Origin of the sequence: Staphylococcus sp. Ze2, from assembly GCF_048568365.1 — a bacterium.
GTDB classification, from domain to species: Bacteria; Bacillota; Bacilli; order Staphylococcales; family Staphylococcaceae; genus Staphylococcus; species Staphylococcus xylosus.
This window is the reverse complement of sequence record NZ_CP183486.1, coordinates 184,090-206,161: the sequence shown is the minus strand read 5'-3', so window position 1 is coordinate 206,161 and position 22,072 is coordinate 184,090. Positions and strand designations below refer to the sequence as shown.

Annotated in this window: 19 protein-coding genes; 9 read left to right on the top strand and 10 right to left on the bottom strand. The window is 33.3% G+C overall.

Features of this window, described 5'->3' with window-relative positions; all coding sequences use genetic code 11:
- Positions 1-70: 70 nt before the first annotated feature.
- From ACM591_RS00855 to ACM591_RS00845, 3 genes are all read right to left on the bottom strand, one after another.
- Positions 71-430, bottom strand: coding sequence for a DUF1304 domain-containing protein (locus ACM591_RS00855; protein ID WP_029378783.1), 360 nt, complete (start codon positions 428-430; stop codon positions 71-73).
- A 251-nt stretch (positions 431-681) separates the two neighbouring features.
- Positions 682-1,107, bottom strand: a complete 426-nt coding sequence (locus ACM591_RS00850) for a MaoC family dehydratase (RefSeq protein WP_326026946.1) — start codon at positions 1,105-1,107, stop codon at positions 682-684.
- Between the two features lie 111 nt (positions 1,108-1,218).
- On the bottom strand, positions 1,219-1,596 hold the full coding sequence (locus tag ACM591_RS00845) for a winged helix-turn-helix transcriptional regulator (RefSeq protein WP_029378785.1): 378 nt from the start codon (positions 1,594-1,596) through the stop codon (positions 1,219-1,221).
- Positions 1,597-1,716: 120 nt separating this feature from the next.
- On the opposite strand from ACM591_RS00845, the gene ACM591_RS00840 reads away from it, so the two are divergent.
- Together ACM591_RS00840 and ACM591_RS00835 are read left to right on the top strand one after the other, a co-directional pair.
- Complete coding sequence (locus ACM591_RS00840) at positions 1,717-2,898, top strand: MFS transporter (protein WP_038679505.1); 1,182 nt, start codon at positions 1,717-1,719, stop codon at positions 2,896-2,898.
- A 188-nt stretch (positions 2,899-3,086) separates the two neighbouring features.
- Positions 3,087-4,283, top strand: a complete 1,197-nt coding sequence (locus ACM591_RS00835; RefSeq protein ID WP_029378787.1) for an amidohydrolase — start codon at positions 3,087-3,089, stop codon at positions 4,281-4,283.
- Between the two features lie 153 nt (positions 4,284-4,436).
- Here the strand turns inward: ACM591_RS00835 and ACM591_RS00830 are convergent, their stop codons facing one another.
- Entirely contained in the window at positions 4,437-5,858 is a 1,422-nt protein-coding gene (locus ACM591_RS00830) for an MDR family MFS transporter (RefSeq protein ID WP_107542873.1), read from the bottom strand.
- Positions 5,859-6,381: 523 nt separating this feature from the next.
- Here ACM591_RS00830 and mbcS point away from each other — a divergent pair.
- Positions 6,382-7,953 carry an acyl-CoA synthetase MbcS gene (mbcS, locus tag ACM591_RS00825; protein WP_326011727.1) on the top strand — a complete coding sequence of 524 codons (1,572 nt, stop codon included), beginning with the start codon at positions 6,382-6,384 and terminating at the stop codon, positions 7,951-7,953.
- A 277-nt stretch (positions 7,954-8,230) separates the two neighbouring features.
- Here the strand turns inward: mbcS and ACM591_RS00820 are convergent, their stop codons facing one another.
- From ACM591_RS00820 to ACM591_RS00810, 3 genes are all read right to left on the bottom strand, one after another.
- Positions 8,231-8,614, bottom strand: a complete 384-nt coding sequence (locus tag ACM591_RS00820; protein WP_326026947.1) for a YIP1 family protein — start codon at positions 8,612-8,614, stop codon at positions 8,231-8,233.
- A gap of 583 nt (positions 8,615-9,197) precedes the next feature.
- Complete coding sequence (locus tag ACM591_RS00815; RefSeq protein ID WP_029378792.1) at positions 9,198-10,625, bottom strand: aldehyde dehydrogenase family protein; 1,428 nt, start codon at positions 10,623-10,625, stop codon at positions 9,198-9,200.
- Between the two features lie 166 nt (positions 10,626-10,791).
- A complete protein-coding gene (locus ACM591_RS00810) occupies positions 10,792-11,376 on the bottom strand; it encodes a TetR/AcrR family transcriptional regulator (RefSeq protein WP_029378793.1) in 585 nt (194 codons plus the stop codon).
- A gap of 114 nt (positions 11,377-11,490) precedes the next feature.
- Here ACM591_RS00810 and ACM591_RS00805 point away from each other — a divergent pair, with 114 nt between their 5' ends.
- Complete coding sequence (locus tag ACM591_RS00805; RefSeq protein WP_029378794.1) at positions 11,491-12,996, top strand: CoA transferase; 1,506 nt, start codon at positions 11,491-11,493, stop codon at positions 12,994-12,996.
- A gap of 133 nt (positions 12,997-13,129) precedes the next feature.
- On the opposite strand, the gene ACM591_RS00800 is transcribed toward ACM591_RS00805, so the two are convergent.
- Positions 13,130-14,617: an MFS transporter gene (locus tag ACM591_RS00800; protein ID WP_038679510.1), complete on the bottom strand. Its 1,488-nt coding sequence runs from the start codon at positions 14,615-14,617 to the stop codon at positions 13,130-13,132.
- 95 nt (positions 14,618-14,712) lie between these two features.
- Positions 14,713-15,534, bottom strand: a complete 822-nt coding sequence (locus ACM591_RS00795; protein WP_029378796.1) for a MerR family transcriptional regulator — start codon at positions 15,532-15,534, stop codon at positions 14,713-14,715.
- Positions 15,535-15,789: 255 nt separating this feature from the next.
- On the opposite strand from ACM591_RS00795, the gene bioB reads away from it, so the two are divergent.
- Positions 15,790-16,758, top strand: coding sequence for a biotin synthase BioB (gene bioB / locus ACM591_RS00790; RefSeq protein ID WP_037557266.1), 969 nt, complete (start codon positions 15,790-15,792; stop codon positions 16,756-16,758).
- Positions 16,759-17,034: 276 nt separating this feature from the next.
- Here the strand turns inward: bioB and ACM591_RS00785 are convergent, their stop codons facing one another.
- Positions 17,035-18,465 (bottom strand): YfcC family protein, encoded by a 1,431-nt coding sequence (locus ACM591_RS00785; RefSeq protein ID WP_260987851.1) that lies wholly within the window; start codon positions 18,463-18,465, stop codon positions 17,035-17,037.
- 370 nt (positions 18,466-18,835) lie between these two features.
- Between ACM591_RS00785 and ACM591_RS00780 the strand changes: the two genes are divergently transcribed.
- The 4 genes from ACM591_RS00780 (at position 18,836) to ACM591_RS00765 (ending at position 22,033) form a co-directional block, all read left to right on the top strand.
- A complete protein-coding gene (locus tag ACM591_RS00780) occupies positions 18,836-19,951 on the top strand; it encodes an efflux RND transporter periplasmic adaptor subunit (RefSeq protein WP_326026948.1) in 1,116 nt (371 codons plus the stop codon).
- A complete protein-coding gene (locus ACM591_RS00775) occupies positions 19,948-20,628 on the top strand; it encodes an ABC transporter ATP-binding protein (protein ID WP_029378799.1) in 681 nt (226 codons plus the stop codon). The genes ACM591_RS00780 and ACM591_RS00775 overlap by 4 nt, the downstream gene beginning before the upstream one ends.
- Entirely contained in the window at positions 20,625-21,800 is a 1,176-nt protein-coding gene (locus ACM591_RS00770; protein WP_418354400.1) for an ABC transporter permease, read from the top strand. Before ACM591_RS00775 ends, ACM591_RS00770 begins: the two co-directional genes overlap by 4 nt.
- A gap of 131 nt (positions 21,801-21,931) precedes the next feature.
- Positions 21,932-22,033: a type I toxin-antitoxin system Fst family toxin gene (locus ACM591_RS00765; RefSeq protein WP_002495781.1), complete on the top strand. Its 102-nt coding sequence runs from the start codon at positions 21,932-21,934 to the stop codon at positions 22,031-22,033.
- Positions 22,034-22,072 lie beyond the last annotated feature (39 nt).

Below are 22,072 nucleotides of genomic sequence, written 5' to 3'. Positions count from 1 at the left end.
AGAAGATACACATTTCTAGCTACCGATTCTTTAATTTAAATGATGTTAGCATAGTTTAAAAGATTAAATATTAAAACAGCAATGAAATTAAGGCTAGGATTGGTAAGCCACCTTGTTTTAATAAAATAGATTTTTGACTTGTTACAGCGCCATATATCGCAACGATAATCATGTACACTAATATGCAAACAATTAGTTCTTTGGCATTATTTGAAAAGAGTAAAGCATATAGTAAGAATACGCCTAAAAGGCCATTATAAATGCCTTGGTTTTTCATCAGTGTTTTTAAATTATCTTGTTGTAAGGCTTGTTTAGTCATTTTAAATAAATTGCTCGTTTTGTCAGAAGTTGTAGCAAAAGTCTGCAAAGCCATGATATAGAAAAACTCTGCAGCAACTAATAAAACTAAAATAATTGATATAATACTCATATTAATATCTCCTTTAGTAAATAATTAATTTTTACATCTTTATGATTATATAGAAATAGCAAAGAAAAATAAATATAAATTATGATTGATTTTCACATGAACGCACATGCGCGAAATATATGTGTAGTGTTTGGTTTTATTAGACTATGAATAGACAAGAGAGAGTATCATTATTATTTAGCTTATTGGATATATTGAAGTTAAGTGTATAGTTAGTACGTAGTTAATGCCTCAATATCAATAATACCTCATTAACGTCTCATTAATGCTGTTAGTTCTCCTTCAAATACTTTGTCTTCGTGTTGGTTAAATGTCGATAATAGTACCGTGAGTAAACCTTGATCGCTTTTCGTGGCTTGTTTTTTCAATACTTTTATTTTTGTGTAAAGTTCATCTTCAGGATATACGGGCTTGATAAATTTAATATGGTTCATATGTGTACCTGCGATTACATCTTCACCATACTTACCTGCTTCAATCCATAATTTGAATGAAATAGATAACGTGTGTATACCTGAAGCAATGATACCATTGAATCTACCTTCTGTAGCTTTCTCCTTATTCAAATGCATGTATTGTGGGTCAAATTCTTGAGCGAAGTTAATAATATCTTTCTCACTTATTTTATTAGGTGGTGTAGTAAATACATCATCTATTTCAAATTCATCAAGTTTCATAATTTTTAAATACTCCTCTACTGTAGTAATCCATCATTAATTAGTCCCAACCGTTAAGTATTATCTTTAATAGTCAGTTTGTAGCCATTGAAAGCTGAGTAAATCGTTTGTTTAGGCATTTGGAATATTAATAAAGTCTTGTTGGTTCAGTGTGACAGCTTCGCCTTGTTCATACATTTTTTCTACGTGAAATTCTCCCCAATAACATAAAGAAGATAAAATATTACCAAGTGTTTGACCATATTCAGAAAGGTCATATTCTACTTTCGGTGGAACTTGATCATAAACGATCCGATTAATAATGCCATCTTTCTCTAATTCCCGTAATTGTTGTGTTAACATTTTTTGAGTAATAGTTGGTATCGCTCGCTTTAATGCAGAAGTACGCATTAAGCCATTATTTTGTAAGTGGCATAGGATGACAGGTTTCCATTTACCACCAATGACGTCAATTGTAGCTTCAACTCCTATATTATATGTTTTACTCATATGATTTCCTCCTTATAGGTACTAAAAGGTATCTATATTACTTTAAAGTGCGTACTTCCTCTTCTTACATGTGTGATATATAGTAACATAATCAACAAAATTAAGGAGAGAAAATGAATTATGAAGAAAAACAAGTTTGCTATTTTAGCTTTAGCGATGTCAGCTTTTGCAATTGGGATGACAGAGTTTATTAGTGTTGGTCTATTGCCATTAATTAAAGATTCATTTAATACAAGCATTTCATTAGCTGGTTTAACTGTTTCGTTATATGCGGTAGGTGTAACAATTGGTGCGCCATTACTTACTCCATTAACTAATAAAATGAAACGTAAGCATTTGCTCATCGGTATTATGTTAATATTTATTATCGCAAATACACTTGCAGCTTTTGCTACAACTTTGAGTATGTTGTTGGCTATGCGTATACTGTCTGCGTTAATGCACGGCGTATTTATGTCTATAGCGACTGCTATTGCGAGTGATTTAGTAACAGCAGACAAACGTTCAAGCGCTATTGCAATGATGTTTACGGGATTGACTGTTGCAACTATTACCGGCGTACCTCTAGGGACATGGATTGGCCAGCAATTTGGTTGGGAAGCTTCATTTTTTACAATTGCGCTAATTGGTTTAATCAGTTTAATCGTAAACATATTTACTGTGCCTAAAGATCTTAATGAATATGAACAAGCTTCAATGTTAGAACAATTAACTGTATTTAAAAATAAATCTTTAATGATGATTTATTTAATTACGGCATTAGGTTATGGTGGAACGTTCGTTGTATACACTTATTTGACGACATTGCTTACAGATGTATTAAATTATAGTGACGACGCAGTTGTATTTTTATTAGTTATCTACGGTGTAATGGTTGCAATAGGAAATACATTAGGCGGCAAACTTACAAATAATCAGCCGACTAAAGTGCTTATAGGTATATTTTTAGTACAAGCACTAGTCTTATTGCTTGTAGGTATAACCGTAACGCATCACTTATTAGGTACCGTAATCATATTGCTTATGGGGTTATTTGCTTTTATGAATGTACCAGGATTACAACTAATTGTGGTACTTTTTGCTGAACGTAAAAATAAAGCGACAACGAACTTCGCATCAAGTTTAAACATTGCTTCATTTAATATTGGCATCACATTAGGATCAGTAATTGGCGGGTTTGTGCTAAATCATTTTGGTATTACAATGACACCATATTTTGGTTTTGGAATGGTAATCATTGCTAGCGCTATTATGTATATCATTCATAAAAAAGAAACGGTAGTAGAACTTAAAGTCTCTTAGAATTTAAACTAAGATAATAAAATTTAAAATGAAAATATGTTCGTTTTAGTAATTAATTTCACTAAATTCGATTTAAATAACTAGAAATTTTATAAAATGTTATTTTATATTTGAATTAATACTCTTTGGAATTTAAACTTATTAATGAGTGATATGTTTTAAAATTCAATCGAAAGAAGTGAATGTTCATGAATGTAAAAGAAAAATTATTTGAGAAGTTAGAACAGAAGGAAGCCGACATGATTAAGCACCGTCGCTATTTGCATCAGCACCCTGAGCTGTCTTTCCAAGAAAATGCTACAGCAGAGTATATCAAGGATTTTTATAAGGATAAAGACGTTGTAGTTACACAACCGGTTGCTGAGAGTAATGCTATTATTGTAGAAATCAAAGGGCAACACCCAGGTAATACGATAGGTTTACGTGCAGATTTTGATGCTTTACCTATAAATGAAGAAGCGGATGTCCCTTTTAAATCAACGAACGAAGGTGTAATGCATGCTTGTGGCCATGATGCGCATACGGCTTATTTACTAGGTTTAGCGGACGCATTAATTGATATCAAAGATGAATTGCCAGGTACAATTAAAATTATCCATCAACATGCTGAAGAAATGCCTCCAGGTGGTGCACAGCAAATTATGGCATCGGGTGCGTTAAACGATTTAGATGAAGTATATGGTATTCATGTTGTGCCAGTTGCTGGTCCAGAAGTAATTGGTTACAATACAGGCAATGCTTTTGCTGGAAGCTCAACGTTCACATTAACAATTAAAGGACTCGGTGGTCATGCTGCAAGCCCGCATAAGACACACGATGCCTTAGTAGCTGGAACAAACTTTGTAAATACGCTCCAAACAATTGTGTCTAGACGTATTGATCCTTCAGAAATGGGCGTTATTACTGTAGGTTCTTTCGACGCACCAGGTGGCGCTAATGTCATTCAAGATAAAGTGACAATTAAAGGTACTGCACGTTATCTTAATGATGATTTAGAACAATTTATGTATGAAGAAATTGAGAAAGTTGCAAAAAGTGTCGCAGTGGGATTCGATATTACGTATGACTTAGATTATCAATTTGGTTATCCAGTATTATATAACCACCCTGAACAAACACAAGCGGTAACAGACATTTTATCAACAAGTCAGGGAGACTATTTCAAACATTTAGTTGAAATTCCTGCCGTTTCAGGCTCAGAAGACTTTGCTTATTATTTAAAAGAAATACCAGGTACATTTTTTATTGTAGGTTGTAAGCCAGAACATATGGAAGAACCTTATATGAATCATCATCCTAAGTTTGAAGTTAATGAAAATGCACTCTTGGTATCTGCAAAATCATTAGGAGAGATTGCGATTAATAGACTATCTGCTAAAGCTTAATTAAATTAATGCGTTAAGCGATTGTTGATTATGTAATGCATTGTAATCTATCACTTTGTAAAATAAAACACTTTCAAAAAGTTCAATGTGCAGTGAACTTTTCGAAAGTGTTATTTTTTATATTTTTTTATCCATGTTTTAAATTATTAGATCTTATAAGGTTCTTCGAGCTGGTTTACTATCGTCAGAAAGTTTAGCTGATAAGATCAACGCAACTACTGAAATACCAGTTGCAACCATAAATGTGACGTTTACACCATGGATGATGCCTTCTACGCCATCACTTGGATTAGCTGATACAGACATTAATGTAATAAATAATGCTGTACCAATGGCACCAGCCATTTGTCTGAAAGTATTGTTCATTGCAGTACCATGTGCAATGAGATGATTTGGTAACTGGTTAATGGCCAATGTTGTCATAGGCATCATAACCATTGCGATAGAAATCATTCGTAAGGCGTTAGATATTGCAAGGTAAGTAAAACTAGTATGCGCTGTTAGTACAGTAAACGGTACGGATGACGCTACTAATACGAGTAACCCGATACGTGCTAACCACGTTCCACCGAATTTATCGAATAAATAGCCAGTAAGTGGGTTCATAAGGCCCATGACTACTGCACCTGGTAGTAAGACAAGACCAGATTCTAGCGCAGAGAACTGTAACATATTTTGCATATAGAGTGGCAATATAATGTTAGTAGCAATTAATACACCGAATACAAACATACTTAATACTGTACCTAATGTATAGACATTGTAACTAAACACTCTAAATTCGAGCATAGGTTCTTTTAGATTCAATTGACGACGAATGAATACAACTAATGAAATAATACCTATGATTAATGGTGCTATGAATTGTACGCTATTCCAACCTGCTTCACCTACAGAACTGAAACTATATAATAGTCCACCAAATCCTAATGTAGATAGAATTACTGATGATGTATCTAATTTTGGATGTGAAGTTTCAGTCACATTTTTCAATAAGAAAATTGATGCAATAATAATGATAACTGCGATAGGGAACACAACATAGAAGACACTTCTCCATGATAGATGTTCTACTAGTACACCTGATAAAGTTGGACCTATAGCGGGTGCAAATGCAATAACGAGACCAAAGAGTCCCATTGCAGTACCACGTTTTTCTTTAGGAAAAGTTAAAAATAGAATTGTTTGCATCAATGGCATCATAATACCAGCGCCTGCTGCTTGTAAGACGCGTCCGATAAGTAGCATTGAAAAATCTGAGCCTACTGCACAGAGTAATGTACCTGCGGCAAAGATGCTCATGGCAGTTAAGAATAATTGCCTCGATGTATATCTTTCGATTAAAAAGGCTGTTACTGGAATCATTATCCCATTTACAAGCATAAATATAGACTGTAACCATTGTACAGTGCTTTCAGTTACTTGGAGATCTTTCATAATTGGCGGTAATGCCGTACCAAGTAACGTTTGGTTCAAAATCGTAATAAAAGCCCCAGAGAGTAGCACAATAAATAGGGGAATTCTTTTTTCAACATGGAAAGTATCATTTGAACTCAATCGTATCACTTCTTTCATTAAAAATTACACAGTTTTATATTATATCACTAAGAACAAGTTAAAGCTAAATGTTGAACTGTGAAAAATAAATTCCATCGATAAAACTTATGAAAATAGAAAGCTATAATAGAATATTTGGAAGTGAACATAAGTATAATGCGCTGAAATAGGCATCATTTTAGAGGTTACGGCAATAATTGTGTTCTAACCTCTATTTTAGATGACATTTTACAACTGTATGCTAGAAATACTACATGAGATATATCCTAAATGTCAAAGTTATTTCGGGATTAGCTATATTTTTACAAATCTAGTATATCGTAAATTTAGTCAGGCTTTAAGTATATCTAGAAGCGTATTATAATAGGAAAATATTGATATTATTAAAGTCATAATTGTATCTTTTTAGATAGAGAAGGATTAGAATTATGGTGTTATTGAGTAATAGGGTTACTTTGTATTAACGAAAGTATGATCTATGGTTTGTGTTTGCATACGTGCATACGATAATTGTAGATTTAGAATTAAAGGAGAGTAAATAATGAACAAAAAAGATTTAGTCGCTCCAGATACTTATAATATCGTTAGCGAAATCGAAAAATATATAGCTGATGAAAATAAAAAAGCTATTATTTTTGAAAATGCTGAGGGCGAAACACATTCAATCACATATAATCAATTGGTGAAAAATGCTAACCAAGTCGGTAATATGTTTTTAAAACATGGCCTACAAAAAGGTGACAAAGTACTTGTGATGATGCCGCGTTCTATTGAAACGTATGAAATTTACATAGCTGCTTTGAAATTGGGCATTGTAGTTATTCCAAGTTCTGAAATGTTACGTACAAAGGATTTACAATATAGAATTTCACATGGAGAGGTCAAAGCTATCGTTGTAACTGCTGATAGCATTGATGAATTTAAAGCAGTTAAAGAATACAACACATTAACAAAATTTATTGTTGGCGGAGAATACGAAGATTGGTATACGGTCGATTCAGAATCAGCCAAGGAAATAGATGAATTACAAATTGTCGAGACATCTAAAGATGATGTTGCCTTATTATCATACACGTCAGGTACAACAGGTAATCCGAAAGCTGTGGTACATTCACATGGATGGGGCTATGCACATATGCAAATGGCGCCTAAACATTGGTTGAGTATCAAAGATGATGATATTGCGTGGGCTACTGCAGCGCCTGGTTGGCAAAAATGGGTATGGAGTCCATTTTTATCAATTATGGGGTCAGGAGCAACGGCATTTGTTTATAACGGCAAATTTAACGCTGAAAAATACTTAGAATTATTACAAGATTATAAGATTAATGTCCTTTGTTGTACGCCTACTGAATATCGTTTAATGGCAAAATTGCCTAATCTAACGGACTATAACTTAGAACATTTGCATAGTGCAGTCTCTGCAGGTGAACCTTTAAATAGAGAAGTTGTAGAAAAATTCCAAACCAATTTTGATCTTACAGTTAGAGATGGTTATGGACAAACGGAAAGCACTTTATTAATTGGTTTCTTGAAAGATACAGAGAGTCGTCCAGGGTCTATGGGTAAAGCGATTCCTGGTAGTCATGTTACTGTCATCAATGATGATGGTGAGCTAGCAGAAATAGGAGAAGTAGGTAATATAGCAGTGCCGTTAGACTTACCGGCGTTATTCAAAGGTTATTATAAAGACCCTGAACGAACTGCTGAACCTAGAATAGGCGATTATTATATCACGGGTGATTTAGCCAAATTAGATGAAGATGGTTATTTCTGGTTTGAAGGACGTAAAGATGACATTATTATTAGTTCTGGGTATACAATTGGACCATTTGAAGTAGAAGACTCCCTTACAAAACATGAGTACGTAAAAGAATGTGCCGTAGTTGCTAGCCCGCATGAAATAAGAGGGAATATCGTTAAAGCGTTTATTATCTTGCAAGAGGGTATACCAGCAACGGATGATACAGTCAAAACACTTCAAGATTATGTGAAACAAGACGTTGCACCATACAAATATCCACGTGCTATAGAATTTGTAGAAGACTTACCTAAAACAAACTCAGGTAAGATCAGACGTATTGAATTAAGAGAAGCAGAAAAGAATAAATAAGTTATTAGATAAAATACAAGAATAACCGTGCCTTATTAATTTTCAATAATTATTGGAAAGAAGCACCAATTAATGTAAAGACTACGAAGATCACTAAATACACAATTGACCAAATAAGTGCTGATTTTTTAGAAAAACGATTTGTAGCTAAGAGCATTACGCCAAATACGTAAGCGCCGATAAGTGTCTGTAAGTTAAATGCAGCAAGAAAGCTGTTGCCTTTATCAAAGATATTGAGACTTGTTATGACATAGTCTGTTGGTGATAAGCCTGCAATCTATTGAATAACAATTACGATAAGTCCAATTACACTAGTGATAACTGTAAAGCTTAATGTAGCAGAAAAAATAGTTTTAGCACTAGCATCAGATTTCATAATTTTTGAAATTAATAAGAAAATAACGAATGTAATACCGATGCCGATGATGCCACCAACAATGCTTACAATGAGGCCAGAAATTTGTCCTATTGCTTTCGATTGTTCAAGCTCCTGACCGCTTAAACCAGAATCTTTAAACAAGGTATCATAGTCAATTAGACTATTGGTAATTAAAGTAGTTAATACTAAAACAACAATAGCAATAAGTAGTTTTAACGCCCATTTAGGATTAGCTCGTAAATTTGAAAAATGTTGAGCTAAGGGTAATTTAGATGTTTCCATATGTATATTGCTTCCTAAGTGTATCTTTTTAAAAAGCATAACATGTGCTACAATGTATTAAAAAAACTTAAATAAAAATTAATCAAATACAAATAAAAGCTTTAATGATAATGTAAAATTAGTTTATTTTTAACATTTTGTCTTTAATTTTTAATTGTTAATTTATGATATTTCATATGCTTATTATTGTGAGATAGTTTTTCACTTTATTGGGTTAAAAAAAACGTATAGGTGGAAATTGATGTTACATTACTACATGTATTTTGTAGTCTTTGAACAAGGGTGTGAAGTTAATGTGTAATCAAAGAAAAAGGAAGTTAAGTAGAGAGAGTAAAGAAAGTATATTTACTATAATATTAGATATATTCATTAATATAATTGGTGGGATAGTAAAAGTAGTTAAAAATATGTTGACTTAGTATAATGTCAAAGCAATTTTAGCAGTATTTATAATATAAAAACCCCAAAAGCTGAACTTAAAATTCAACTTTTGGGGTTTATTACTTTTTAAATAGGAGTGTATTTAATTAGGGTTTCATTATTAATATTAAGTAGTTAGTTAACGTACATTAATTACTATTATTTATTGAAAGAAGCCAGAAATTGATTTAACTTCTAAGAATTCTTCAATACCATAGTCTCCCCATTCTCTACCGATACCAGATTGTTTATAACCACCAAATGGCATATCAGCACTTCTTGGGTATTCATTAATTTCAATAACGCCTGCTTCAAATGCAGTAGCTACTTTTTGTAAAGTGTCCATATCTGAACCATACACGTATGCAGCTAAACCATATTTTGTATCATTTGCAATTTTGATTGCTTCATCAACATCACTGTAAGTGATAATAGACATTACTGGTCCAAATATTTCTTCTTGAGCGATAGTCATATGATTATCTACATTTGAGAAAATAGTTGGTTTAATGAAATAGCCTGTTTCTAGCCCTTCAGGTTTACCTTCTCCACCTAATTCAATTGTTGCGCCTTCTTGTGCACCAATTTTAATAAATTCTTGGATTTGGTTAAATTGTTTACTGTTAATGACTGGTCCCATCTCTACTGTTGCATCTTGTGGGTCGCCAACTTTGATTGCACTCATTTTTTCTTTTACTTTTTCAATAAATTCATCTTTGATTGATTCTGGAACAAGCGTTCTTGAGCCGGCAATACAAACTTGCCCTGAATTGCCAACTACTTTATGGACTGCTGCATCTGCAGCTTTGTCTAAATCAGCATCTTCTAATATGACATAAGGTGATTTACCACCTAATTCAAGTGATACTTTTTTGAAATCTTTACTAGCTTTTTCCATAATTTTACTACCAGTATTACCAGAACCAGTGAAAGATACCATTCTAATTTTTTCATTTTCAGAGATTGGATTACCTACACCAAGGCCATCGCCATTTACCAAGTTGAATACACCTTTTGGCACGCCTACTTTATCAAAAATTTCCGCTAAGATAATTGCAGCAAATGGTGTTTCTTCTGATGGTTTTAACACTACACTGCTACCTGCTGCAAATGCACCTGCTAATTTTAAGGCAGTTTGATTTGTAGGGAAGTTCCAAGGAGTAATTAATCCTGCTACACCGATTGCTTCTTTTATAACAATATTGTTGCCTCTACGTTCTCTAAAATTAAAGTTATCTAAAGCATCTCTTGCTGCTTTAAAATGTGATAATCCCATTTCGTAGTGGACATTTTCAGATGCTGTAACTGGTGTACCAAGCTCTAAAGTCATTGCTTTGATTAGATCTTCTTTACGATTTTCGTATTCTTTAACGATATCGTTAAGTAAGTTTTGACGGTATTCTACTGAAGTGTTACGGAATTCTAAATAAACGCTATCTGCAGCGTTAACCGCATCTTCAACGTCTTGAGCATTACCTTTAGCAATTTTACCAAAAGCTTCTTCTGTTGCTGGATTAATAACATCCATTGTTTCGTTACTGTGACTTTCTACCCATTCACCGTTGATATATTGTTTTGTGTGATTGAACATATTTACGCTCCTCTTAGTCTTTTATATTCATAGTCCAGTTCTTGTGAAGTGAATTTCAAACTGACATTAGGTGATAATACTACCGTTTTAATCGGGTTTCAATATTTTTGCTTAAATAATTAGAAAATATTTTTTACTCGATTATTATTTGAAATTTCAATGAATTTTACTTTTCTAAAACGCTTATTGGACCATTTGAATTTATAAAAATCATACTATGTGTTAAATCAATAGGTGACATTTCAAAATCAGAAAGTACCCATTCATAGATGATGCCGGTATAAGCAGAGGCTATATAAGTACATAAGAATTTATCATTAATTTCTAAGTTGTGATTATTAACAATAGTATTACTTAAAAAGTTAATATAGTTTTCTTTGAAATAGTTATACATTTCTAAATTAAATTTAGTGTCATTCAGTATTAAAGTTTTAAATAAATATCGATGATGAATAATATAATGAAAGACTTGGTTTGCTAAGTACAATTGAGCATCTAAAATATTTTGATGCTTATTAAAGAAGACATAAGGGTTACCAAATAATTCGTTGAGTGTTTGTGTTTTAATGTTTTTGTATAACGTATCCATATTTTTATAATATTTATAGAATGTGGCACGTGTGATATTAGCTCCATTGCATATATCAGATACTGTAATATCAGTTAAAGCGCATTTTTCTAGTAATGATAAAGCCGAAGCTATAATGCTTTTTTGGGTTTTCTTTCGCTTATTTGTATAAATAAAAAACACTCCTTAAAAATAAACAATTACTAACAAAGTGTATATTTTTGAACTTTCGCTTACTTTAATGAGTATAACGAAATAACTATAATGAAATAAAGCTATTGAGAAAGAAGGAAAAAAATGCTAAATGAAGAGTTAAAAACAGTGCTACTACACAATTATCGGAATCGTATAAATAAAGATGATGATTTTGATATTAATTCTGAGTTAGAGAAATTGTTGAATGATATTGGCTATTCAACTGCGGATGCTGGTGGACAAGTTACGTTCTATGGTAAGGATCCAATACAACCAAGTACATTAAGAATTGCTTCATTAGCTGGTATAGGCTTAGCTGCCAAATCCGTTGCGCTTGCCTCCTTGTGGCAAAAAAGGGGAGGTAATGGACAGGATATTTATGTAGATATAAGAAAGGCATTGAAACGTTTATCTCCTTTTTATGAAAGAAAATGGGAAACATTAAATGGATTTCCTGCTAAACAGCAATATTTTCCAAATAATCCAACGCGATTTAGTTTTTACCAAACAAAAGATAATCGATGGGTGATGCCATTAAATCCTTATCCAAGTTCACATAGACATACGCTTGAACTCATCAAAGCATTACCAAACAAGCAGTCTGTGGCTCATGCAATTAAACAATGGAGTGCCAAAGATTTGGAAGAAGCTGCTGCAGAAAAAGGTGTCGTCATGCCTATGGTAAGAACATTGCCTGAATTTATGGAAGAAGAACAGTTTGAATATATTGCTAAAGAACCACTTGTTACGATAGAGAAAATTGGTGAATCAGAACCCGAGGGCTTCAGTGAAAACCCTCAACAACCGCTCGATGGCATCCGTGCATTAGGCATGGGTCATGTAATTGCTGGTGCAGGTTTAGGAAGAGGATTAGCTTTACATGGTGCAGATGTATTAAATGTTTGGAGACCTTCTGAGCTAGAAGAGGAAACTTTATTATTAACTTCACATATCGGCATGAGATCAACCTATTTAGATATCGACCATTCAACTGAACATCAACAAAAATTTGATGACCTATTAAAATCAGCAGATATCTTTTTCATGAATAAAAGATATGGCTTCATGCAGGAGAGACATTTAACACCTCATGAACTCGCTGAAAAAAGACCTGGAATTATTCATTGTTCTGTTAATTGTTATGGAGATCAAGGCCCTTGGTCAGATAGAAACGGTTTCGATCAAACTGCAGGAAGCGCTGCGGGTGTAATGGCATTAGAAGGTACCGAAGATCAACCTAAGCTACCACCAATCGTGGTTGTAAATGATTATGTCATATCATGGTTGTTAGAAACTGGAGCAATTAAAGCGTTAGAAAGAAGAGCGAAAGAAGGCGGCAGTTATCGAGTTCAGGTTAACTTGAGTCGCGTTTCTCTCTATTTAATGTCACTAGGTATTTTTGAAAAAGCATATGTAAATGAAGTTTTTAATACGACAGATACGCATGCAATTGTCGCTCCTGACCAATTTGAATCTGAGACACCACTCGGACATTATATCGGTGTGACTGATCAAGTTATAATGTCAGAAACACCTGGTCATTACCGTACTACGTTAATTCCTAGAGGATCTAGTAAACCAGAATGGTTATCTTATCGTAAGATTTAAAGTATAGGTATCTTTCTATGCGGATTGTAGTTAGTTTGATAACTAAAATTGTGTTTAACAATGATAGAACAGCATGAATAAAGCAGATGAAGTGTTCATAAATTGAACGTTTCATCTGCTTTTAACTGCTTATTTATTCGGGTAGTCGTTTTTGTTTTAAGTCCATCCATATTAATAAGATAATAGTGAATGCTAGCGACAAAATACTTATAATAATGATGAGTGAAAAGGCATCGTCATATGCTGCTTTGCCAGCCTCGATAAGTTCTTTGCTGATTGAAAAAGGAAGTTGTTCTGCTTGAATCAATGTTTCATCTAAACTGCCCTTTGCCTTAGATAAATCAACAGAATTACTATTAAAATTAAAGAATAAACTGTAGAAAATAGAGAATAATCCACCTAATATAGCGATGCCTAATGATCCACCAAATTCAAATGACACTTCTTCAATGGAAGCGGCCATACCAGAATTCTTATCATCCGCATTTGACATAATAGCGTTAGATGCTAGCGTCATTGCGCCACCTAAACCAAGACCAATGATGATTAAAGTAACAATTTGTATGGCTAAATGCGCATGTAAAACCCAATAAAATGATGATATGCCAATAAAGGCCAGTAGTAATGTTACCCATTGTAGTTTTAATGTACCAAATTTAGTTAAAATAATCCCAATTAAAATTGCGCCTACCAGTGAGGCTAAGGCCATCATCATTATGGTTAATCCAGCATTTAAAGGTGTTAAGCCTAAAACAAGTTGTAGCCTTTGAGAAAGAATATATTCAAATCCCATCAATATAAAGGAAGTTGTTATAGCAACAATAGTACCGCCCGTAAAGTATGGGTTTTTAAAGATTGCTAAATTGATTAATGGAAATTTTAATCTGTTTTGTCTTCTAATGAACATCATTATAGCGATGATTCCAATAGCGAAAGCACCGAATAATACTGCGAAATTATTATCTGGTTTAGCTAATTCTTTGATTGCAAATACTACTGTAATCAAGCCTATCATAATTTGGAATGAGCTTATAAAATCCCAAGTACCATCTTTATTTGTAGGATATTGAGGAATTAAAATATAAGAAATAATTAAGACGATCATCACAACAGGTATATTGATAATAAATACAGATGGCCATGAAAATTTCTCTAATAAAAGACCGCCTATTACAGGCCCTAAACCTGCACCAGCTGCAGTAATAGCTGACCAAATACCTAGTGCTAATGCACGTTCTTGATAATCTTTGAACGTTAATTTTATGATTGATAGTGTTGAGGGCATCATTGTAGCAGCACCTATAGCTAATAACACTCTAGCTAATATTAATACAGTTGGTGTCGTAGCACTTGCTGCTAGCAATGAAGCGCCACCAAAAATAGCCAAACCAAGTAAAAACATTTTTTTATAGCCTACATAATCTCCCAGTGTACCAAGACCAGGTAGTAATCCCGCAACTACTAAAGCATAGGCATTAACAATCCATAATTTTTGTGTAGCTGTCGCTTCTAAATCATGTGTTAGCAATGGCAGAGCAGTATATAAAACTGTCATATCAATCACGATTAAAAATAATGCACTAGAGACCAAACATAAGATTATCCATTTTTTAATATTCATAACGGTCACCTACTTTCCATATATAAAAATATAAACTATACGGTAACCAGATAGTCAAGCATGGTTTTGTAAGTTTTTATACAAAATAGAAGGTGTTAAATTTTTGTCACAGCTATAGAAATTTTTGTGACATATTTATCTGGACCATTAGTGCTGATTTCATCAACCACATATTCTTCAAAGCTATCACCAATCATTTTAAATCCAGTGTTTATTAGATAATCTTTAATTTTTTTATGTGTTTTGTATAACGTTTCATCAGGGCCTTCATGGTAGGCAATAATATATTGTCCTTGGTCCCTAGTAAAATGCGACTGCTCGATATTTTGTTCTACTTGAATATAAAAATTTGTAAACTCAGTGAATTTATCGTTTTGAATGTTATTTTTAGCAAGGATTACACCAATAGGGTAACCAGAGTCTAGATGATTATGCTTTATAAAATTAATAAACGACATGAGTTTATGTGATGAAGATTTAAGGGTTACGTCGCCGATAGTGTCACTTAACAAATAGTATTGTGTCGGCAACGTTACAATATTTATAGAAGAAAAGTCAGCTTTGTAAGACTCAGATAAATAATTCTTTTTATTTTGTATGGTTAGCTTTTGTTGTTTTAATTGTTGGATTTTTAAATCTATTTCTTGTTCTTTGTCAGCTAACAGGTTAATTGTTTTAGGTAGTGAACGAATATCTAAAAATTCTTTTATTTCAGTCAGCGATAAGCCAAGATCCTTCAATATATCAATCACACTAAAAGTTTCTAATTGTTTTAAAGTGTAAAATCGATAGCCTTTGTCATTTCTATATTGAGGTTTTAAAATACCAATTTCATCATAGTGGAAAAGTGTTTGCTTTTTTACACTACATAATTCAGAAAATTCTCCCGTCGTAAATAAAGTTTCAGCTAAACTCATGGTTACCTCCTGCCAGATAATAATATATCAATTACTATAATTATCATTCAGCAATTAAAAACATTCAAATATTTAGTGGGAAAATTGACTTATTACCTTAATAAAGAGAAGGATGTGAAGTATATTGAATGAACATGAGTTTAATGTAAACCAAATTACTTAAAAGGTTTACATTTTATGTTAATTCGTTTTATGATGAATTAAGTAGGAATTTAAAAATAATATTTAATTCATATTTTAAAAGGGGATGTATATATGAAATTAGCTCAAAGTATTTTACAAGGAAAGCAATTGACTAAAGAAATGTTATTGAATGTATATGAAGACGCAAGTGTGGATACATTAGATTTGTTGAATGAGGCGTATATTTTGAGAAAGCACTACTATGGAAAAAAAGTGAAATTAAATATGATTTTAAATGCAAAAAGTGGTATATGCCCAGAAAATTGTGGTTATTGTGGGCAGTCTAGAGACATGAAACAAAAACAGAGGTATGCATTGGTTTCCGAAGAACAAATTCTTAAAGGTGCTGAAGTAGCACATCAACATGACATAGGTACATACTGCATTGTAATGAGTGGTAGAGGACCTAGTAACAAAGAAATAGATCATATAAGTAAATCAGTAGAAGAAATTAAGACGAAACATCCTCAACTTAAGATATGTGCGTGTTTAGGGTTAACAAATGATGAACAAGCTAAAAAACTAAAACAAGCTGGCGTGGATAGATATAACCATAATATTAATACGAGTGAAAACTATCATGAGGAAGTTGTAACTACGCATACATACAAAAATAGAACGGATACGATAGAAATCATGAAGAAAAATCATATCTCGCCATGTTCTGGAGTGATTTGCGGTATGGGAGAATCTAATCAAGATATTATAGATATGGCATTTGCATTAAAAGAAATAGATGCGGATAGTATTCCTATTAATTTTCTACATCCTATTAAAGGAACAAAGTTTGGCGAAATGGATGATTTAACACCAATGAAATGTTTGCGGATCATAGCGTTATTTAGAATTATAAACCCATCTAAAGAGATTAGGATTGCTGGAGGTAGAGAAGTTAATTTACGCTCACTACAACCACTAGCTTTAAAAGCTGCGAATTCAATATTTGTAGGAGATTATCTTATTACAGGTGGTCAACCGAATAAATTAGATTATAAAATGATAGAAGACTTAGGTTTTGAAATTGATTTTGGTAACCGTTGATTATCAATGAAGTACCTAATGGTATGAGCTTTTTTGATTTAGTGTGCTTTAACTCATACAGTAGTGAAGGGAACAGGAAAAACTAGTAATAAGTTTATCTCTTGCTCCCTAGAAATTTAACATCGTCTCAAAAAGACATACAGATTGTTAAGTATCGCTTTTATGCATGGTGTTATTTTAAGGTTATTGGATTGCGATAAGTATCATAACATATGTAATTTTTGATTTAGTTTTGAGTATTATATTTTGAAAATATTATTATGTGATAAAAATTATTTAAGACCACCCACTAAGTTGTGCAATAATCAATGTAATGATAGAAATAACTGCCCATATTATAAACAGTGGGAAGAAGAAGCGGATCCATTTAGTATAAGAAACGCCACCTATGGCTAATGCTGCCATAAAGTAACCACTCGTAGGATAAAATATGTGTGTGAAACCATCACCAAGTTGGAAAGCCAAGACAGCAGTTTGTCTAGTAATGCCTAACATATCAGCTAAAGGAGCCATAATCGGCATTGTAACCAATGCTTGCCCGCTACCAGAAGAGATTATGAAGTTAATCAACATTTGTACTGCATACATGCCTATGACTGCAATTGTTGGCGTAGTACCATCAATGATTGAACCAAGCCCATGAACGATAGTGTCCATAATCTTGCCGTCTTCAAGTACTACAGCAATGGAACGTGCAAGACCAACGATGATTGCACCCATGAGCACATCCTTAAAGCCATCATTGAACGCTTCGCAAATAGTTTGCATTGATAGACCAGAAACGATCCCGACGATGACACCCATGAATATAAATAAACCAGCCATTTCTACCATAAACCAACCTTGGGTAGTGACGCCGTAAACCAGGATAATAAAGAAGGCAAAAATAACAGCGATGCCCCACTTTTGTCTTGTTGTAGCTGTAGTTGGTGCATGTTCTGTAATGTGTTGATAAAGCTCTCTTTTTTCTGAGTCATCTTCATATACGGAGCTTAAAGTTGGTTGTTTTTGAACTTTTTTAGCGTAACGCATAATGAAAATAATTGTGACTGCTAACACTACGATAAATAAGATGATTCTTAAACCGATACCTGAGAATACAGGGATGCCAGAAAGCTTTTGAGCTAATCCAGTATTGATAGGATTAAGCACACCAACTGTAAAGCCGACAACTGTTCCACACAGAGCAATCGCTGTGGCAGTGATAGAATCATATCCTAAAGCGATGATGAGTGGAATGATGACAGGAATATAAACTAGCGATAATTCTGCGGTACCAATTAAAGTAGCTACAATAGCAAATACCGTAGTTAATACAGGAATAATAAATATACTTTTATAAATAAAGCGACGCGCTAAGTTATCAACAGCAATTTCAATAATTCCGGTTCTTCTAAGTACCATGAACATGCCACCAATAATTAATGTAAAGAATACGATTTCCCCAGCTTCAATAAGTCCTCTGGGAATAATCGATATAAAGTCGACAATGCCTACTGGTGCAGAAGTAATATAGTGGAATGAATCAGCATCCACCATTTCTCTGCCCTCAGGACCCTTAATTCTCTTAAATTCACCTGACGGAACAATATAAGTAGCAATCGTAGCGATTACACCAAAAACAAATAAAATGACATAGATGTGTGGCATTTTAAATTTTTTCTTAGATTTTGGCGTATGATGACGTTCTTTATTGAAGTAACTCAAATAACCTCCCCCTTATATAAATGCTAAATAAATTAAATTTACCATAAAATAATTAAAAGTAATTTGTTAGATTCTGAAAATTTAGAAAAAAATTTGTTAACTTTTACATTTTAATATACAAATGAAATATTAATTTACAATTATAAATAAAAAGTTGAGTAATTACGCAATTGAAATGAGTATTTATATTTAGCCATAGCAGAGGTACTAGATGTAGTAGATTTAATTGAAATAAAATAGTTCAAGTGTCAATATTGTTATATGTATATATTCAAAATAATATTGATTTATTTATTATGAAATGCTTTATTTTTTAAATTGCGTTATTGTGATAATCTTATGGTGAGAATATATAAGGAGTGTTTGTTAATTGAAGAAAAAATGGATGTGGCTTATAGGGATTGTCGCAGTTATAGGATTGTTAGCCATCGCTTTAGTGTTAAAACAAGTGAATAGCGATGAAAAAGAAAAAGACGGTTACGATACATATAAAGTGGAGAAAGAAAGTCCACTTAATTTAGAAGGGAAAGCTTCCCCTCATTCAGTAAAAACATATAACAACAATAGCCAGTTAGGCACATTTGTAAGTACACAAGTTGACGATGGTCAATCAGTTAAGCAAGGTGACTCACTCATTAACTATAACGTTAACAACAATAAACGCCAACAATTAGTAGATAAAGTGGACGAAACACAGGGTGCTGTTAATGAAGATTATAAAAATATCAATCAAGCGCCCAACAATAGTGATTTACAGAAGAAACTGATACAAGATCAAAGTGCATTAAACGAAGCACAACAACAGTTAAATCAACATGATAAACAAATCAATGACAGTGTTTATGCAGCATTTGATGGTAAAGTAGATATCAAAAATAGCGAAAATCTATCTGATGGTCAAACGATATTGCAATTGGTTTCAAATGAACCACAAATTAAGACAACAGTTTCAGAATTTGATTTAGAAAAAATCAAAGAAGGAGACAAGGTAGACGTTAAAATCACAAGTAACGGTAAAACAGGTAAAGGGACAATTAAAAAGATCTCAGAATTGCCTAAAAGCTATGAAGATCAGTTGAGTGAATCTGGAGCTGCAAATAGTGCGAGTGCTGGAGGAAGTGGTGATGAAGAAGGTGCTGCAATGCAGTCATCCAACCCAATTCAATCAGCGCCAAGTGGAGGTAATGATTCAGAGTCCTCTAAATACACTGTGATTATTAGTGATATAGATATTCCAGTACGTGCAGGTTATTCTATGGAAGTAAAAGTACCATTAGACTCTATTAAATTACCTAAAACAGTATTAACGAAAGATAATAACGTTTTTGTCGTTAATAAAGATAATAAAGTTGAAAAACGTGATATTAAAATCGATAAAGTAAACGGAGAAATCTTCGTTAAAGAAGGATTGAAAAAAGGTGACAAAGTCCTCAAAAATCCTAAAAAAAAATTAAATGATGGAGACAAAGTTGAGGTGTCATCATGATAGAACTTGTAGATATCAATCGATACTTCAAAAATGGGGATGAAGAGAACCATATTTTGAAAGACATTAATATCAACATTAACGAAGGTGAATTCATTGCGATTATGGGTCCTTCAGGTTCTGGTAAGAGTACATTAATCAATATACTAGGGTTTATTGACCGTGGATATGAAGGAGATTACCTTTTTAATGGAGAAAATTATAAAAAAACTTCAGATAATCAACTCTCAGATATTAGAAATAAGACCGTAGGATTCGTATTCCAAAACTTCAAACTAATTCAAAATAATACTATTTTAGAGAATGTAAGCATCCCTTTGGTATACGCTGGATTAGGATCACAAGAGCGCAAACAAAGAGTAGTCGACACTTTGCATGATGTGGGCTTGTACGATAAAGAAAATCTTGTCCCTAATAAATTATCAGGTGGGCAACAACAACGTGTGGCGATTGCACGTGCCATTATTAATCAACCTAAATTTATTATTGCTGATGAACCAACGGGGGCGTTAGATTCGAAGACCTCGAAGGATATTATGGAATTATTTATGAAGTTAAATAAAGAGTATAATACGACGATGATTATGGTCACACACGATCGTAAAGTTGCCGATAAAGCCGATCGTATTATCCATATTTTAGATGGACGCGTTCAGCGAGAAGAGGTGGTAGAATGAAAAATTTATCAAATATTATTGCCATCTCATTCAAATCTATTTTAAAAAACAAACGACGTAATATTTTTACTATGATTGGAATTATTATTGGTATTGCGGCGGTTATAACGATTATGTCATTAGGTAATGGTTTTAAAAAGACTGCAGCAGATGAATTCTCAGATTCAGGCGCTGGTAAAAATTCTGCACTTATTAGCTTTATGACAAGCAGTGGAGAAAGTGCGAAAAATAATCCTTTCAGTCAGCAAGATATAGGCATTGTTAAACAAATTGATGGTGTGTCAGATGCCAAAATTAAAGAAACTGAGGATCAAGGTTATTCAGCAAAAATGACAAATCCACAGAAAAAAGGCGACATCAGTATTTTGAAAAAGGACGAAGTAACGAGTCCGGAAGAAGGAAAAGACTTTAATTCAGAAGATAATGAATTACGCAAAAAGGTCGTAACGGTTGATGATAAAATTGCTAAAGATGTCTTTAATAAAGATGCGATAGGTAAGACGTTGTATATTGATGGCCAAGGCTTTGAAGTTGTAGGTATCGTTAATGATATGATGAACCCTAAAGCTGTTAGCATGCCGTCTCAAACATTTAATCAATATATGGGCAACTTACAGCAAGATTTTCCATCATTACAACTAACAATTGCCGATAATGCGAATAAAAAAGAAGTAGCTAACAAAGTTGCAGATAAATTGAATAAAAATGGTTCGGGCATATCTGACGGTAGCTATAGTTATAATGATACTGAAGAGATGATGAAAGGCATTAACAAAGTCTTTGATGGCATTACTTACTTTGTGGCAGCAGTAGCAGGGATTTCGTTATTTATTGCAGGTATTGGTGTTATGAATGTAATGTACATCTCAGTTACTGAACGTACGGAGGAAATAGCGATTCGCCGCGCATTTGGGGCGAAAAGTAGAGATATCGAGCTACAATTTTTAGTAGAAAGTGTTGTCCTTTGTGTTCTTGGTGGTCTTATTGGATTGATTTTAGGTATTTTAATCGCTAGTCTAGTCGATGCGGTCACGCCAGATTATATTAAGAGTGTTGTTAGTATCAGTTCTGTCGTCATTGCGGTAGGTGTTTCTATGTTGATCGGTATCGTCTTCGGTTGGATTCCAGCCCGAGCAGCAGCTAAGAAAGAGTTAATAGATATTATTAAATAAATCCTAAAATTATGACATATTAACATCAATTAACTTATCGGAAGCGCATATGTTTACGTAATTACAGATGGTATAATAATGGAGTCGCCTATCTCTCAGGCGTCAAGTTGACGTAGAGAGGAGGTGTAATTATGCTTGATAACTTTGTTCACATCACGACCACGGCAGCGAGTGGTTGTATCGTAGCGTTATTTGCGCATTGGCTACGTAATCGCAACGATAAGAAAAAATAGGCGACCTTTAGCCAACGCCTAAAAAATCCCCTCACTATC